Annotated in this window: 23 protein-coding genes and 1 tRNA gene; 16 read left to right on the top strand and 8 right to left on the bottom strand. The window is 40.1% G+C overall.

All coding sequences use genetic code 11. The annotated features are described in order from the left end of the window. The first annotated feature begins 54 nt into the window (after positions 1–54). Both MHI35_RS11295 and MHI35_RS11290 read left to right on the top strand, forming a co-directional pair. Entirely contained in the window at positions 55–1,308 is a 1,254-nt protein-coding gene (locus MHI35_RS11295; RefSeq protein WP_335349181.1) for an MFS transporter, read from the top strand. Between the two features lie 78 nt (positions 1,309–1,386). After that, the gene (locus tag MHI35_RS11290) at positions 1,387–1,701 is read left to right on the top strand and encodes an MTH1187 family thiamine-binding protein (protein WP_211064167.1); all 315 of its coding nucleotides are present in this window, start codon (positions 1,387–1,389) and stop codon (positions 1,699–1,701) included. A gap of 28 nt (positions 1,702–1,729) precedes the next feature. On the opposite strand, the gene MHI35_RS11285 is transcribed toward MHI35_RS11290, so the two are convergent. Next, on the bottom strand, positions 1,730–1,903 hold the full coding sequence (locus MHI35_RS11285; RefSeq protein ID WP_003217333.1) for a DUF2759 domain-containing protein: 174 nt from the start codon (positions 1,901–1,903) through the stop codon (positions 1,730–1,732). A 157-nt stretch (positions 1,904–2,060) separates the two neighbouring features. On the opposite strand from MHI35_RS11285, the gene MHI35_RS11280 reads away from it, so the two are divergent. Then, a complete protein-coding gene (locus tag MHI35_RS11280; protein WP_144522058.1) occupies positions 2,061–2,699 on the top strand; it encodes an MBL fold metallo-hydrolase in 639 nt (212 codons plus the stop codon). 244 nt (positions 2,700–2,943) lie between these two features. On the opposite strand, the gene MHI35_RS11275 is transcribed toward MHI35_RS11280, so the two are convergent. Further along, positions 2,944–3,186 carry a DUF2626 domain-containing protein gene (locus MHI35_RS11275; RefSeq protein ID WP_003217440.1) on the bottom strand — a complete coding sequence of 81 codons (243 nt, stop codon included), beginning with the start codon at positions 3,184–3,186 and terminating at the stop codon, positions 2,944–2,946. 212 nt (positions 3,187–3,398) lie between these two features. Between MHI35_RS11275 and MHI35_RS11270 the strand changes: the two genes are divergently transcribed. Next, the gene (locus MHI35_RS11270) at positions 3,399–3,779 is read left to right on the top strand and encodes a Spx/MgsR family RNA polymerase-binding regulatory protein (RefSeq protein ID WP_003217382.1); all 381 of its coding nucleotides are present in this window, start codon (positions 3,399–3,401) and stop codon (positions 3,777–3,779) included. Between the two features lie 54 nt (positions 3,780–3,833). On the opposite strand, the gene MHI35_RS11265 is transcribed toward MHI35_RS11270, so the two are convergent. Beyond that, positions 3,834–3,904 (bottom strand) — tRNA-Gln (locus MHI35_RS11265). A 98-nt stretch (positions 3,905–4,002) separates the two neighbouring features. Here MHI35_RS11265 and MHI35_RS11260 point away from each other — a divergent pair. The 9 genes from MHI35_RS11260 (at position 4,003) to MHI35_RS11220 (ending at position 9,268) form a co-directional block, all read left to right on the top strand. Further along, on the top strand, positions 4,003–4,875 hold the full coding sequence (locus tag MHI35_RS11260) for an STAS domain-containing protein (protein ID WP_211064168.1): 873 nt from the start codon (positions 4,003–4,005) through the stop codon (positions 4,873–4,875). Between the two features lie 177 nt (positions 4,876–5,052). Beyond that, positions 5,053–6,123 carry a competence type IV pilus ATPase ComGA gene (gene comGA / locus MHI35_RS11255; protein ID WP_340992143.1) on the top strand — a complete coding sequence of 357 codons (1,071 nt, stop codon included), beginning with the start codon at positions 5,053–5,055 and terminating at the stop codon, positions 6,121–6,123. After that, complete coding sequence (comGB, locus tag MHI35_RS11250; RefSeq protein WP_249407457.1) at positions 6,065–7,144, top strand: competence type IV pilus assembly protein ComGB; 1,080 nt, start codon at positions 6,065–6,067, stop codon at positions 7,142–7,144. Before comGA ends, comGB begins: the two co-directional genes overlap by 59 nt. A 17-nt stretch (positions 7,145–7,161) precedes the next feature. Next, positions 7,162–7,455, top strand: coding sequence for a competence type IV pilus major pilin ComGC (gene comGC / locus MHI35_RS11245; RefSeq protein WP_144522054.1), 294 nt, complete (start codon positions 7,162–7,164; stop codon positions 7,453–7,455). Next, positions 7,448–7,894, top strand: a complete 447-nt coding sequence (comGD, locus tag MHI35_RS11240; RefSeq protein WP_144522052.1) for a competence type IV pilus minor pilin ComGD — start codon at positions 7,448–7,450, stop codon at positions 7,892–7,894. The genes comGC and comGD overlap by 8 nt, the downstream gene beginning before the upstream one ends. Next, complete coding sequence (gene comGE, locus MHI35_RS11235) at positions 7,878–8,195, top strand: competence type IV pilus minor pilin ComGE (RefSeq protein ID WP_144522050.1); 318 nt, start codon at positions 7,878–7,880, stop codon at positions 8,193–8,195. Before comGD ends, comGE begins: the two co-directional genes overlap by 17 nt. Then, the gene (gene comGF, locus MHI35_RS11230) at positions 8,104–8,634 is read left to right on the top strand and encodes a competence type IV pilus minor pilin ComGF (protein WP_249407460.1); all 531 of its coding nucleotides are present in this window, start codon (positions 8,104–8,106) and stop codon (positions 8,632–8,634) included. Before comGE ends, comGF begins: the two co-directional genes overlap by 92 nt. Beyond that, on the top strand, positions 8,631–9,014 hold the full coding sequence (locus tag MHI35_RS11225; RefSeq protein ID WP_144522046.1) for a competence type IV pilus minor pilin ComGG: 384 nt from the start codon (positions 8,631–8,633) through the stop codon (positions 9,012–9,014). Before comGF ends, MHI35_RS11225 begins: the two co-directional genes overlap by 4 nt. A gap of 59 nt (positions 9,015–9,073) precedes the next feature. Then, positions 9,074–9,268 (top strand): YqzE family protein, encoded by a 195-nt coding sequence (locus MHI35_RS11220; RefSeq protein WP_012010560.1) that lies wholly within the window; start codon positions 9,074–9,076, stop codon positions 9,266–9,268. 33 nt (positions 9,269–9,301) lie between these two features. Here the strand turns inward: MHI35_RS11220 and MHI35_RS11215 are convergent, their stop codons facing one another. Next, positions 9,302–9,580, bottom strand: a complete 279-nt coding sequence (locus MHI35_RS11215; protein ID WP_249407469.1) for a DUF3889 domain-containing protein — start codon at positions 9,578–9,580, stop codon at positions 9,302–9,304. A 299-nt stretch (positions 9,581–9,879) separates the two neighbouring features. On the opposite strand from MHI35_RS11215, the gene tapA reads away from it, so the two are divergent. Genes tapA through tasA form a run of 3 tightly spaced genes read left to right on the top strand, consistent with a single transcriptional unit; the run spans position 9,880 to position 11,886 of the window. Then, a complete protein-coding gene (gene tapA / locus MHI35_RS11210) occupies positions 9,880–10,404 on the top strand; it encodes an amyloid fiber anchoring/assembly protein TapA (protein WP_211064170.1) in 525 nt (174 codons plus the stop codon). A gap of 51 nt (positions 10,405–10,455) precedes the next feature. Further along, positions 10,456–11,028 (top strand): signal peptidase I SipW, encoded by a 573-nt coding sequence (sipW, locus tag MHI35_RS11205; RefSeq protein ID WP_211064171.1) that lies wholly within the window; start codon positions 10,456–10,458, stop codon positions 11,026–11,028. A 57-nt stretch (positions 11,029–11,085) separates the two neighbouring features. Further along, positions 11,086–11,886: a biofilm matrix protein TasA gene (gene tasA, locus MHI35_RS11200; RefSeq protein WP_144462730.1), complete on the top strand. Its 801-nt coding sequence runs from the start codon at positions 11,086–11,088 to the stop codon at positions 11,884–11,886. A 67-nt stretch (positions 11,887–11,953) separates the two neighbouring features. On the opposite strand, the gene sinR is transcribed toward tasA, so the two are convergent. The 4 genes from sinR to MHI35_RS11180 form a co-directional block, all read right to left on the bottom strand. After that, the gene (gene sinR / locus MHI35_RS11195; RefSeq protein WP_012010555.1) at positions 11,954–12,289 is read right to left on the bottom strand and encodes a transcriptional regulator SinR; all 336 of its coding nucleotides are present in this window, start codon (positions 12,287–12,289) and stop codon (positions 11,954–11,956) included. A gap of 33 nt (positions 12,290–12,322) precedes the next feature. Next, positions 12,323–12,487: an anti-repressor SinI family protein gene (locus MHI35_RS11190; protein ID WP_003217357.1), complete on the bottom strand. Its 165-nt coding sequence runs from the start codon at positions 12,485–12,487 to the stop codon at positions 12,323–12,325. Positions 12,488–12,669: 182 nt separating this feature from the next. Continuing rightward, complete coding sequence (locus MHI35_RS11185; RefSeq protein WP_224925732.1) at positions 12,670–13,467, bottom strand: YqhG family protein; 798 nt, start codon at positions 13,465–13,467, stop codon at positions 12,670–12,672. 14 nt (positions 13,468–13,481) lie between these two features. Then, positions 13,482–15,152 carry a DEAD/DEAH box helicase gene (locus tag MHI35_RS11180; protein WP_335349190.1) on the bottom strand — a complete coding sequence of 557 codons (1,671 nt, stop codon included), beginning with the start codon at positions 15,150–15,152 and terminating at the stop codon, positions 13,482–13,484. Between the last annotated feature and the right edge of the window lie 7 nt (positions 15,153–15,159).

Genomic DNA, 15,159 nt, shown 5'->3' with positions numbered 1-15,159 from the left:
TTGTGAAAGGTGTGCATGTAAAAAAAAGGATATGTTTTAGGGAGATGTCGATCATTGAGTGCTCAAAGCCTGTGGAAAAGGAATTTCACTTACTTATTTATGTCTAAAATGTGCAAAATAACAGCTGATAGTTTATCTTTCAATACCATCTTGTGGCTTTTAGTACTAGGCGGAAAAGGGGCAATTGGAACAGCCTTTTTTATTGCGGTCAGCTTCGTTCCGCAAGCCATTGTCGGGCCGCTCATTACCCCAATGATGAAGCCGCATCAACTGAAATTTTGGATGTGCTTTGCTGATTTAACTAGAGGAGCAATCATTCTTGTGATCGTGGTCAGTTACTTCAATGGTTTCACGCCGTTAGCACTTGTTATTGGCTGTATGCTACTTCATTCGGCGACAGGTGGCTCCTACGAACCAGCGTCTGTATCCATTATTCCAAAGCTTGTCCATGAGGACCTCATACAAAAAGCGAATGCAACTATTCAATCAGCAAGTCATGTAGTCAGGCTTGTGACGGTCACGGTTTGTGGTGTCATGATTGCGTTTGTAGGGGTAGGGTATACAATGCTTGTGATTATTCCTCTTTATCTCTTGTCCGCTTTACTCGTATTCATCATTACATATGAAACAGAAATCATCATTGATCAAGCCAAAAAAGGGCTATCATACGGTAAAAGATTGATTCGAGGATTTTCACTTGTGAGAAAGCATCATATATTATTTCCATTGGCGATTTTTTGTGTCTGCTCGAACTTTGCTGCCGCACCATGGGAAGCATTGTCTGTTATTTATTTAACAGAGGATTTACATAGTGGACCAGTGGTCTATTCATTAATTAAAGTCACAACAGCACTAGGTGCATTCTTGATGGGGTTTGTTTTGACAAAGGTAAAAGTGAACCGGTATGGGCTGCTGTTTATAGGTGCCGGGATTGTTGATGGAATCTCATTCTTTATTACAGGCATGAACGCATTTTTACCACTTGTCTTTATATCAGCTTTTGCATTAGGTGCCGCCATCAGTGCAGTCAACGTGCCTGAACATACAATGATTCAATTGTCAGTAAAAGCAGAGGATCAGCCGCAAGTGTATGCAATTATCAATATGATCTCCTTCTTCATGATCCCATTAGGCGCTCTCATTGGCGGCTATATGGCAACACGATTTGGGTCTGGGTATGTCATTGCGGCGGGCGGCATTATTGAAGCTGTGTCTGGGATATGCCTGCTGTTATTCACAAAGATTGGAAAGGTAGAGAGGGCGGATTTGACGATTGAACGGGACAAACCTTCTTTAAATGCAACATGAGCATGGCATGATGGATTGCGAATAGGTTACAATGAGGACGAGAAAACATGAGGATTTCAATGGAAAGGGGCAAGAAATGTGGCCATAGCAGATGTCACCATCATTCCAATAGGCACAGAAACACCAAGTGTCAGTGCTTATGTAGCAGATGTACAAAGAATTTTAGAAGGCTTTCAAAAAGAAGGGAAAATTAATTATCAATTAACACCAATGAATACGTTAATTGAAGGTGAATTAGCCGTTTTATTTGAAGTCATTCAGCGCATTCATGAAGCACCTTTTGAAAAGGGACTGCACCGCGTAGCGACCAATATCCGCATTGATGACAGGCGTGACCAAACCACAACGCTTACAAGTAAAATAGAAAGCGTGAATAAGCACTTGAATCAATAAAAAAAAGCCTGCTCTATGCAGGCTTTTTTTAATGTGCAGTTGGATAACCGCTATAGATGATGGTCATGACAGTAAACCAGCCAAAAACCAAAAATGTTGCGCCAGCAAAAGCGATGGCAAGTACATTCACTTTTTTAAGTGAACGATAGATTCCGAGCGCAGCTAAAATCGTGACTAGACCAAAAATAATGACGAGCATCATGTGAAAGTCCCCCTTTGTCATCAATCCCCTTGATTTCCTTTCTTTTCATTTTAACCGTTTTCATAAAGCTTGTCGAGTAGATTCCAGTTGACGATTGTTTGAATTTTTATTGTCTAACCTTCATAATAAAAAAGAATGAATAAAGTAGGTGATGAAAATGAATTGGAGAAGAATGCCACTAGGCTATGTACAAGCGAATGCGTATATTTGGAAAAATGAGCACGGAGAATGCATAATCTTTGATCCAGGCGGTGAAGCACAAAAGCTGATTTCCTATGTAAAAGAAAAACAGCTGACACCGCTTGCTGTCTTACTGACACATGCTCATTTTGATCATATCGGTGCCGCAGATGAGGTGCGTGCAGAGTGGAGAGTGCCACTCTATGTACACGAGAATGAAAAAGAATGGCTCACGAACGCTGAATTAAACGGTTCAGCTCGATTGATTGGGAATGGAATTACGGTCAAGGAAGCAGAAAAATTAATTACGTCAGAAGGAACGCTTCAAATTGGATCGTTTACATTAGAAATGTTCCACACTCCTGGGCATTCACCAGGTAGTGTATCTTACTATTCGGCCGAAGAAGGATTTGTGATTTCTGGTGACACGTTATTTGAAGGCGGCATCGGAAGAACCGATTTAGTAGGGGGCAGTCAAGAAGTGCTGCTTCAATCAATTCATAACAAATTATTGTCATTACCAGAATCAACTCTTGTTTTAAGTGGACATGGCGGTGAAACGACTGTACTCACGGAGCAGGAACAAAATCCATTTATCAATGGTTTTTCTCTTTAAACGTATGAAAAAAAGCATCTCTTTTGATAGAGATGCTCAGCGTGTAGACAAACCCTCGCATTCGTTGTCAGTCCTGCGTGCTGGTGCTCACGAATGTCAAATTCGCTCCGCGCCAGTACTCGTCCTTCCTAGAATTCAAAGGTTTTCTATCACGCTGAAAAGAAGACAAAGTGCTAAAATCAAGATCATTTTAGCACTTTGTCAACAATCTGAGCATCTCTTTTGATAGAGATGCTTTTTTCAATTAATGTCCGGTACCGGGAACCATGATGAAAATCGAATAATATGTAAATCCGGCAAAGAAAATCGTCAAGTACGCTCCGAAAATGTAAATATACATTCTTTCGGATAAATTCAAGTAGGATAAAAATACAAAAAGAACGGTTTGACCGAAGAACAGCAACGATGCATCTTTCATATGCCCTAAATAGAACATGACAGCAAAAATACCCGTCCAAAAGCCAAGCACGCGGAACATGCGATTCATTTCTTTCCCTCCCCTTAAAAAACCCCTTTGATTCATATTATAGCTGATCACCACTTGTTATGTAAACATTTACATTTTTGACAACGTGTGAACATTTATTTTGCGAGTAGAAAAAAATTTTTTGAAAAAGTGAACAAAACGTGTTTATGCCGAAATACATGAGGGTACTTACTCCATAAGAGAAAAGGTTAACGACCTAAGGAGGAAGACTAATGAGTGACATTACTTTTTATTCATACCCGAGCTGCACGTCTTGCCGCAAAACAAAACATTGGCTTAAGGCGAATCAAATTGATTTTAAAGAGCGTCACCTTTTCAGAGAAACGCCAACCCTAGAAGAATTAAAAAAGATCCTTTCCTTAACAACAGAAGGAATGGATGAAATTTTAGCCACACGAAGCCAGGCTTTTAAAAGCTTAAATTTAAATATTAATGATTTAAAAGTAAACGAGGTTCTTCAACTTCTCATTGAAAAACCAAAACTGCTCCGAAGACCAATTATCATTGATGGAAATAAATTAGTAGTAGGCTATAATCCCGGAGAACTCATGAAATTATCAAAAAAGAAAGCGATTCATCAATCAGTTTCCTAATAAAAACGAAGATCAGCTGAAACATGCTTCAGCCGTCTTCGTTTTTGTGCTGAACTGGGCTAGCTGGGTTCGAACCAACGATCACGGAGTCAAAGTCCATTGCCTTACCACTTGGCTATAGCCCAATATCAAACGTGTAATGATATTGTTCACCATCTACGGTCATTTATACATAAAAGTTGTATGTCACGAGTTTTAAGTGAAAAAGGAGCGGAAGAAGTAAATGAAAAATGAAAAATCTAAGCAATTATATGAATTTATCCTAAAAGAAGCCCCTGTCATGACCGAAGAATGGCTAAAGACAAGAACAGAAGAAGGTTCATTATATTCCAAACATGCTTCAGAGGAAACGGAAATGAAGCTGAAGGAACAGAACACAGCGTTTATTCAAACCATTGCAGCAACGCTTGTGACGCTATCAGATAAAGTAGAAAATCATTTGAAAAAGTGGTCTGTTGATATTGCCCGTGATCGAGCAGTGCACGAGGTGCCGTTATATGAAATCATTGGACAATTTAAGATCTTCCGCCACATTTTCTGTTCGAGAATTGAGACATTCACCCAAGAAACAGAGCTTGAAGTGACCCTGCAAGATGTGTGTCAGTGGAATCAGCACTTTCACGCCACATTTGATGACATGATTGAGCGTTTATCAGAAGAATATGACCGCGTGACACTCAGTCAGCTGAATGCACAAAGAGAGATGATTCAAGAGCTGAGTGCTCCTGTTATTCCAGTATCAAAGGAAATCGGGATTTTGCCACTGATCGGAGAAATCGATACGTACCGGGCCAAAATCATTCTGGAATCTGTGCTAGAACAGGCTTCAAGACTTCGTCTAACGCATTTATTTATTGACATATCTGGCGTACCTATCGTTGATACGATGGTTGCTTATCAGCTGTTTAAAGTGGTGGACAGCGCGAAGCTACTTGGAATTGAGACGATTATATCAGGGATTCGCCCAGAGATCGCTCAAACTGTAGTGAAACTCGGCATTGATTTCTCAAAAGTAAATACTGAGCACAGCCTTGCAAAAGCGTTAGAAAAAAGAGGATTTCGTATCTTTGAAGAGCAGCCGCAAGAAGCCACATGACCAAAAAACCTGAACTTGTAAAAGTCAGGTTTTTTTATATGCACTTTTTTTAAAAACCACGTTTTCCATCGCAAGCTGATGATTTTTTCGTTTGATTAGGCGTTAAAATGATAAATTGCTCTTTTGTCAGACAGATTCCTCCGACTTACAATATAGTCAGAGAAGGGAGTGAACCATTTGTATGGGATTGAAAATTTGGGACAAGAGCTGCTAGAAGAAGCATGCCGCATGAGAGCATCTGATGTGCACATTGTTCCAAAAGAAAAGGAAGCGACGGTATCTTTCCGCGTAGACTCAGATTTAATTCAGCAAAGAACTATTGATAAAAAAAGTGGCGAGCGACTCATTGCTCATTTTAAATTTTTATTTTCTATGGATATTGGGGAAAAAAGGAGACCTCAAAATGGGTCACTAGCTGTGATGCTAAGAAGAGGCCAGGTGTTTATTCGAATGTCTACCTTACCAACTGTAAATAATGAGAGTTTAGTGATTAGAATATTGCCGCAGGATCATGTTCCGAAAATAAAACATCTGTCACTATTTCCGAAAGCCTCCACCAAATTATTATCGTTTTTGAATCATTCGCATGGGCTGATTTTATTTACCGGTCCAACCAATTCAGGGAAAACAACAACCCTCTATTCATTGATCCAGTTTGCAAAAAAGAATTTCAACCGAAATATTATTACACTTGAAGACCCAGTAGAAACAAGAAATGAAGAAGTGTTACAGGTTCAAGTAAATGAAAAAGCCGGCATCACATATGCCGCAGGATTACGCGCTATTTTAAGACATGATCCAGATATGATTGTGCTAGGAGAAATAAGAGATGCTGAAACGGCACGAACGGCAATTAGAGCAGCGCTAACTGGCCATTTAGTGATGAGTACACTCCATGCGAAAAATGCAAAAGGAGCTCTTTATCGTATGCTTGAATTTGGTGTCACAATGAATGAACTTGAACAAACAATGGTTGCGATTGCTGCGCAGCGATTAATCGAGCTCACCTGTCCTTTTTGCGGAGAAATATGTCAGCTTTACTGTAAATTAAATCGACCAGTCAGGCGAACAAATGTATTTGAACTGCTGTTCGGAAAAGAGCTTGGTGAGTGTATCAAGGAGGCGAAAGGAGAATATGCTCACTCGTCATATGAAACACTGCAAAGATTAATTCGTAAAGGAGTGGCACTTGGCTATTTATCGAAAAATACCTATCATCGCTGGGTTTATGAAGAAGCAAGCCTCTAAAGCGTGGTCTAAAAAGGATCAAGCGGAATGTCTATCAAAACTTTCTCAATTGATTCAGGCTGGATATACATTGATTGAGGCATTAACAATGGTAAATATTCAGTTGTCGAATAAACAGCAGCAACAATTAACACCGGGCATTCAGTGGCTGCTCGAAGGGGAGCCTTTTTATGTGGTGCTAGAAAGACTCCAATTTCAGCGGGAAGTCATCGCCATTTTAAGTTTCTCCGAAAAGCATGGCAGTCTAGCAACAGCACTTGAACAAAGCGCACGGTTTTTAGAGAAAAAAATCAAACAGACAGACACGTTTAAACGCATGTTACGTTACCCGATTTTCCTCATCTTTACGGTTTTGATCGTGCTCATACTTGTTCAGCAAATGATCATTCCTCAATTTTCTCTCTTGTACTCCTCGATGGATACCCGAATGTCATGGCTGATTCAAGGTATGTTTGGATTTTTCCAAATACTGCATGTATCTCTCCTTCTCATCGGCTGTGCGTGTATTTGTCTGACTGGATACTATACCTTCTTTTTTAGGAAAAAATCTACCCTTGAGAAGCTGAGGGTGATCAGCAAGTTTCCTTCTTTATATAAAGGAATGAGGCTCATGCATACGTACCTTTTCTCTCTACAGTTAAGCGGACTGCTTCAGGCTGGATTATCGATGTACGAGAGCTTACTAGCTTTTAAGCAGCAAAGCTACTTACCCTTTCTTCAAGAAATATCAGTACAGATGATTGAAGAGTTAAGAAAAGGAGAGAGCATGGCATATCAAGTGAGCCTGTCTCCCTTTTTTGAAAAACATTTTGCTGCCGTCATCGAGCATGGTGAAGCGAGCGGGATGCTTGCAAGAGAAATGTACACGTACAGCCAATTTCTATTAGAGAATGCAGAGCTAAAAATTGAAAAATGGATGTCGTGGCTGCAGCCGGTTATCTATGGTCTGACGGCAATTCTAATACTCGTTGTGTATTTATCTATTCTTTTACCAATGTATCAACTGATGGAGCAAGTGTAAGAAGGAGGACAAAGACATTGAATGATAAAGGATTTACTCTGTTAGAAATGTTAATTGTCATGCTTGTGATTTCGATTCTTTTACTTATTACCATTCCGAATATCACTCGTCACCATCAAACGATTCAAGCAAAGGGCTGTGAAGGGCTTAAATCAATGGTGAACACACAGGTGATGGCATATGAATTAGAGCACGATGGCAAGACACCATCTTTAGCTGAATTAGAAAAAGAAGGCTATGTCAAAAAGGGATTAACGTGTCCTAATGGAAAAGCGATTGTTATTCAAAACGGGCATGTGAAACATGAATAAATTAGTTTTTCATGAAAAGGGTTTTACCCTCATAGAACAGCTTATGATCTTACTGGTTCTATCGACTCTATTGTCGATCATAGGGGTAAAAATCCCAAATGTAATAGAAGGTGCTGAAGCCAAAAGACAAGTGAACATCATGAAACAAGATTTTCAATTAGCTGCTTATACTGCATTTGTCAAAAAAACACGTGTGTATGTGGAATTGCATCTACCACATGTATCGTATCAAGTAATTGATCAAAAAGATGGCGAAGTAATTGCTTCTTTTCAGCAACAAAAGGGAAGTATTAAGGCTTCAACATTTACACAAGGTATCTATTTTAATGTAAACGGACATCCAAGCAGCGGCGGGTCTCTCATTATTCAATTTGGCAGCCAAACGTATAAGCTCACGATCTATTTAGGAAGCGGGCGAATCCATGTTCAAAAGCAATAGGGGGTTTAGTACGGTTGAAACGCTGTTTGCTTGTCATATCTTCCTATTTGCAGTCCTTGTTCTCATGCCATCCTATGAAAAAATCATGATAGGGAAAAATGAAGTAAGAGCCAAACTTGAAGCTTACCAAATTTTGCATGAACAGATGAATGAATCGTTCATAAAGGGTACAAAATCCTCTGTCAAAAAAAAGCGAGGCGACATCACATATGCATTCAATTGGAGTAAAGAGAAGGGATGTGTATCATACAACTTACACAAAAAGCAGACCATATGTTTTCACCAGGCTGCTGAACGGTGAACAAGGTTTTACGCTTGTCCAGGCTCTGTGGCAATTGCAGCTATTTTTGTTCCTTTCTTTTGGCTGTGTACCGCTCTTTTCAACAGCTTCGAAAGCTCATCCTTTTGAAGAGATGAACCGATTTTCACTAATGGAGTGGAAACAGACTGTCCTGCAATTAGATGAAGAATTAAGCCGAGCAACGGCTATTCGATCGGTGCAGGGAGGTAAAGCGTTAGAATATGTATCTGATCAAGGGCGAGTCGTAACGATTGAACCATATCAAGAAATGCTTCGAAAACGAATGGATCAAGCTGGTCATCTTCCTTTATTACAAAAGGTGAAAGAATGTCGCGTAAGAACAAATCAGCATAGAGCTATCCTTAAAGTCACAGATGAATCTGGTAAGGTGTATGAAGCTGTTTTTTTCATATATAAAGGGGTGGTTCCTACATCGTGAAAAGAGAGGGAGGATTTATCTATCTGCATGTACTGGCTGCAATTCTATTTTTTCTCTTGATCCTAGGGGCGATGACGATGGGGTTTCAAAAAGAGCTGAGAAGTGCAGAGCTGACGATTTCTTTTTATAAAAAACAGCAGCTTTTCAGGGTGGGGGTGAGTGAAGCTATCCGTCCAATACATCATTTGTGTGAAAAGCAGCAAACTCATATTCACACGGAAGAAGGTCGCGTGACTTTAAGGCAGATGACATGTGATCAAAAGAAAAAGCGTATCCACATGTTAGTCAGTGTGAAAACAAAGGATGGTTTATCAGATGAGCGGGAACTCGTGCTAAATTGGAAGACCCATGAAATTATGAAATGGACAAACCCTGAATAGCCAGTGTATAAAATGATCCTCTTCCTGGTAACACTTGAAGAAAGAAGAGGTGAATGTGCTTGAAAACCAATGACTATGTAAAATATATGACACAGGAAATCATTAAATATATGAATACACCGCGAGACGAACGGAAGGAACATAAACAAGAGAAATTGCAAACGAAACCGCCATTTTCACAGCGTTTATTTGGGGTTTTGCCGTTTGGATTTTCAATGATGCTAAAAAAACGTAAACGACATCGTCAAAAGTAAAAAGCCGCCAGCAGGCGGTTTTTTTATGCCTCTTTAGCTATACTCTTCCACAACAATCACTTTATTGACCTTGTTTGAGTAAGGGTTATAAGAAATAGTGACATATACCCCAAATTCTTTGGTGTGGTCTTTTAACGTAATATGATACTGTTTTACAGATTCTTTCTCACGATGACGGTCCCATACTTTTTGTTTGAATAAGACTTGCGTTAGCGGATATCGTTTCTTTGCTTCTTTGACTGCCCGTGTTTCCCATTGATCTGCTGCGGCAGTGAACCCTTTCGCATCCGCAGGATTGGCGTCTTGAATCATAGGACCCAACAGTAAACCGAGCATAATTATCATCTTTCCGTATTTCACTTATCATCACCTCACCTGTTATTATTCTGACCAAATGCTGCACTTTTATGTAAATTTTTAAGAAGTACAAATGTCACACAAAAAAATGTTGAATACGGCGAAAGAACGAGAAAATGGAAGAAATTTCTCGTAATGGTTCTTGTTTAAGAACAAAATGGACTAATTTGACGTTTTGGGTTTTATAGGTATTTCCTTATACTGTATGTAATCGTTCTTTTTAAAGAACAATCGTTCAAGGAGTTGGAGAATGAATGAAACAGTCGCTCTTTGTACTCTTTTGTGCCATTTGTTTGATTTTCACGTCTCTCTTGATCACACCAACGAACGCTTCTTTTAACGATGTTGAGCACTCAAACTTCGTCATGAAAACATGCGAAAATTTTGAACAGACGGACCAGCATTGTCAACCTACCAAATGGGATAGAAGTCATTTGGAACTCATCGATCAAACGATGATCAAAGGAACAGTCTGCGCACCTCAAAGCTTGAGCATGACATTAAAAAATAGTGGACAGCCTATTGCACACTCTGAATGGAAATGGGAATTACATAAAGTGAAAAGTGAGGAGCCGTTACAAGATGGTCATATTCTTGAAAAAGGCTCTATACAGTCCCTTCTTTCACAAGAAACAACGACTGTCACGACAGATAAAGCAAAAACGAATGGAATCTATGCGTTCAAAATCTATTATCCTAAAGGTTTTGAAGGATCTGAAGAAACATTTATATGGTCTAAACCAATGCAGCTCGCAAAGTGTCAAGAAAAGGCATCCTAAATGGAGCTGTCTTTGAAATGAAACAATGATAGGCGAAGGGGAGAAGAGATCATGAAAAAATGGATGAAGATGTCTGGAAGTATTCTTTATGTAGTGGTGTTCACGGTGATGATTGCAAGTATTATTGTCGTATTGTCATCAAGAACTACTGGGGGAGATCCTCAAATTTTCGGTTATCAATTCAAACAAGTATTATCTGGCTCAATGGAACCAGAATTTACGACTGGCTCACTCATTGTCGTAAAAGAAGTGACTTCACCGGAGGCGCTAAAAAAAGGAGATATTATCACGTTTCAAACGAAGCAGGACCAGTCTTATGTGACCCACCGAATTGTTGGAGTGAAAGGAAAGGGAGCAAATAAAGCCTTTGAGACGAAAGGTGACAACAATATGTATCAGGACGGCACGCTAGTAAAAGCGGATCAGGTGACTGCGCAGTATACGGGTGTGAACATTCCTTATGCAGGAACGCTTCTTTCGTATGCAGGGACCTCGGCTGGAACCGCGTTGCTACTCATTATACCAGGTGTGATGCTGCTCGTTTATTCAACTCTTCATTTTGTGGGAGCTGCAAAACACCGAAGACACACGGCTGATTTACAGATGTCAGAGGAACAAGCTTAAATTTTCGTTTGTAACCTAATTAGGTTTCAATAAAACAATTCAATAGGGGGTTCATTCATGGCAAAGAAAAGATCAATTCGTTTAGGTGTATTATCAGGGGCTTTAGGCCTGGCATTAATCGGTGGGGGGACATGGGCGGCGTTTAACGATGTAGAAACGGCAAATGCGGTCTATTCGACAGGAGAGCTGGATTTATCTGCAAAAGAGAACTCCGGCGCCATCAACCTTTCAAACTTAAAACCTGGTGATCGCATCAAGAAAGAATTTAATTTTGAAAATAAAGGATCACTTGCGATCAATCAAGTGCTGATGAGTCTTGATTACAGCCAGTTTCAAGATGGAGCTTCCGCGAAAAATGGCGGTAAGAATACAGCTGAAGAATTTCTTAGCCAGTTTCAGGTGAGTGTTCTGACGGTTGGAGCCGAAGGTGGAAATGGTTATCCGAAAAATATTATCTTAGACGCTGCAAACCTGCTTGACTTGCATCAACTAACGGCAAAACAGGATCAGACCGCATTTGAAAAGCTTCGTCATGCCGTCGATGAGAAGTTTTTACATGAAAGTGGGAAGATTAATGTAGCAACTGTTGATGGAACAGTGGCTCCAGAGTATGACGGCATACCAAAGAACCCGTTTGATTACGATAAAATGGAAATGATCATTGAATTTGTCAATGACCAGACGAAGGATAAAGCCGGTCACTATATCCAAAATAAATACCAAGGCGATGCGATTCAAATTGATCTTTCCTTCGAAGCGACTCAGTGGAATGGTTTAACGATCAATCCCAAAAAGCATACGGATGAAAAAGGCTACGTGAAAGAAAACGAAAAAGCACACAGCGAAGATAAAAAATAAAGCCAGTCTTTAGACTGATATCAAGTTCTGCATAGCAATTGGAGGAGTATGCGCTAAAATGTGCGCTTTACTCCTCTTCTTGCTTTTTTCTCCAGATTTGATAATCTAAAAATTCACGAAATTGCTTTTTCGAAACCCCTGATGTCATTGCATCTCGAACTAGTTTTTCCCATTCACTATCTAATTGACCATCGTATTCGGTTTCATCTTTTTCGTGTAACAGTGTATGAACCGAGACGTCCAGAACAGCGGAGACTTTTTCAAGAAATTGAATGGAGGGGTTTGTTTGCAAGTTTCTTTCTATTGAGCTTAAATAAGACTTCGCTACCCCAGCCTTTTCGGCCAGTTCTGATAGTGAGTAGCCTTTTTCATTGCGGTATTGTTTAATACGCTGGCCAATCAATGTCATCACCTTCCTTTCGATATTATAGCACATTCAGAAAGGTTTGATAGAATGACTTCTTACCAGAGGGTGAGACTCAGAGGACTTTTCACTTGATTTGAGGAATTGACGGACTTCTTCAACTGTTAGCCCTGCTTTACGAGCTTCAAGTAATAATTGAACCCATTCACTGTCTAATATGTTCGTTTTCTTTTCCATACAAATACCCTCCTAAAATACTGAATCATGTATTTCAGGCACTTAACGCATGAAATGGAAAGACACAGGTGGTAAGACCTCATAGTTTGCTTGCGTCATTTTTCCGCCCAATACAAACAGACAAACGTTGCTTTTGGCTGATCGAAAATTGTTCGTCACATGAAAGGGAGGGGACCTATAGGTCAACCTCCTCTTTTTTGCTGTAAGTAAAAAAGTCCGCCATTTTCAATCGTAAGACTGATTTTTGGTTCATATAAAGTTTTGAGTGCTTGTCTTTCTATTTCATATTCTACAGACGTGTCTGAAGTCCCTTCATAAAATTGGTTTAAAAGTTCAGTGTCTTCTTTCCATTTTTGAACAGCTCTTACCGCCCAATCATCTGGTTCTTCATGGGCGTAATGCTCCATTAAACTGTAGAGCCGTTTGACTCCGCTTTCTGGCTTGATCATTGTACTCATCGTAAAGCAATAATCGGGAATTTGAGATGACAGCTCACGGGTTTCCAGCTTTTCTTGAAATTGTTCAACGACTTCTCCGCGTATTAGATGAAGTCCTAGTGACAATAGCTTATCCTTCTTTCGATCTGCGAGATAAGAAATTTTCACATTGAGACCAAGCCAAGGCTCGAGTGCGATTTGGTTCTTCATGAGCGGAGTGACTCGTTCATAGAGACGGATAAATCGGCCCTGCTGTTTGACAGCTTCAAAAATTTGAAATAAACGAGGGGAGCCAAAGTGGATAAATTCACCCTCAATGGTATCATCCACTTTTTTTTGATCGGTGATGAGGGTCAATTGCCGCGGCTCCGGAACTCCACCAGTTTTTTCAAGCCAGTGCCAATAAAAAGGGCGGTTCATAATTAATTTGTCCATCTCGATGGTCAGTTGTACGGTCATATGTCCTGTACTTTCTTCTAGTATGTCGCATTGATTTGCCTGAAAAAAACGGAGAAGAAAGGTATGAATGTCACGCTGCTCCATTGGTCAACTCTCCTTTATGAGCCTTGCTGTCTTTTTTCTAAAAGCGGTGTTTTGGCTTCTGTTAAATAGGAAGCAAACTGGGTTAATTTCTTTTTCATGTCACCGTCAGATTCGTGCTGAAAGAGAATCTGATGCAGCTTTGTTTCGGCATCTTTGATATCGATTCGCGTTAAAATATCATCTAGATCGCCAATGACGTTTTCGAACAATTGAATTTTTTCGTATAAAAGTTTTAAGATGTGTTCCTCAACGGTACCGTTTGTTGCCATGTTGTAAATGTGGACATCTCGCTCTTGTCCAAGGCGGTGGATACGTCCAATTCGCTGTTCTAGACGCATCGGGTTCCACGGAAGATCGTAGTTGATGATTTGGTTACAAAACTGAAGATTGATTCCTTCGCCGCCTGCTTCTGTGGCAATTAACACTTGCGCCCGTTCTCTAAATAAATCTTTCATCCAATCCTTCTTGCCTCGCTTAAAGCCGCCACGAAAAGGAACGGAGCTGATGCCATTTTGCTGAAGAAACCATTGTAAATAAATTTGTGTCGCGCGGTATTCGGTGAAAATAATGACCTTTTCATTTAACTGCTGAATAAGCTTGACGACTTCAAGTGCCTTTGTGTTTTGCTGCACTTGATTGATTTTCTCCATAATTTGCGCTATTGCAGAGGATCCAAGGATATGTTTTTCATCTTCCTGCATTTTTTTAATTGTCATATAGACCGCCTCGCGGCTTGAACAGCATTCCCGTTCCAAAGTCATGATGGAAAACATGTGTTTAGTATAGGACGGGTTCTCTTTCAGCTTACAGATTTCATCATATAATGCTTGTTCCGTTGGAGAGAAATCAATGGAAATCGTTTTGACATGCCGCTTTGTCCACTCGATGCCTGTGTCTTGTCTTCGGTTACGAATCATCACTTTATTCACAAGCTGTTTTAAACGATCATGGTCTTCTAGCTGTAAATCCTTTTTGGCAAAGACATCTTTAAACTGATGTTCATTTCCTAGGTGACCTGGCTTCAGAAGGGAGACAAGATTAAATATTTCTCCAATACGGTTTTGGATAGGCGTCGCTGTCAACAGCAAGCAGAATTTCTTGTTTAGATTTCTCACAAATTCATAGTTTTTCGTTTTATTGTTTTTCAGTTTGTGTGCTTCATCAATAATGACCATATCGTAGGCAATGGATAAAATAGTGTCTCGGTGCGGCTGTCTTTTGGCTGTATCAATGGAGGAAACCACGACGTCACACTGCTCCCATACGTAGCTCTTTTTTTGTTCGACAGCATCAATATAAAATTTTGTCCGCAGCTCCTGTACCCATTGAGATACGAGAGAGGCGGGGACGAGTATGAGAATTTTCTTGGCAAGTCCACGAATCATGTATTCTTTGATAATCAGTCCTGCTTCTACGGTTTTTCCAAGTCCCACTTCATCTGCTAAAATGGCTTTTCCATTCATTTCTTCTACGACTCTTCTGGCTACTTCAAGCTGATGTTTTAAAGGCGTGAATGCAGGCAGATGGGCAGGAGCTTGCAGTCCTTCAAATGAATCAATGGCTGTGATTTTTTGGATCTGCGCCGCTAAACGGTACATTTCCCAGTTTGCCCAGGGGCCGTCTGCTGTAAGCCGCTGCTGAAATTCACTGGCCCAATCCTGATCAAAAATCGTTTGAATATTCAATGTGGTC

It is taken from the genome of Bacillus sp. FSL K6-3459, from assembly GCF_038003305.1.
GTDB lineage: Bacteria > Bacillota > Bacilli > Bacillales > Bacillaceae > Bacillus > Bacillus pumilus_O.
The sequence above is the reverse complement of the archived record's forward strand: the minus strand, read 5'-3'. Positions and strand labels throughout refer to the sequence as shown.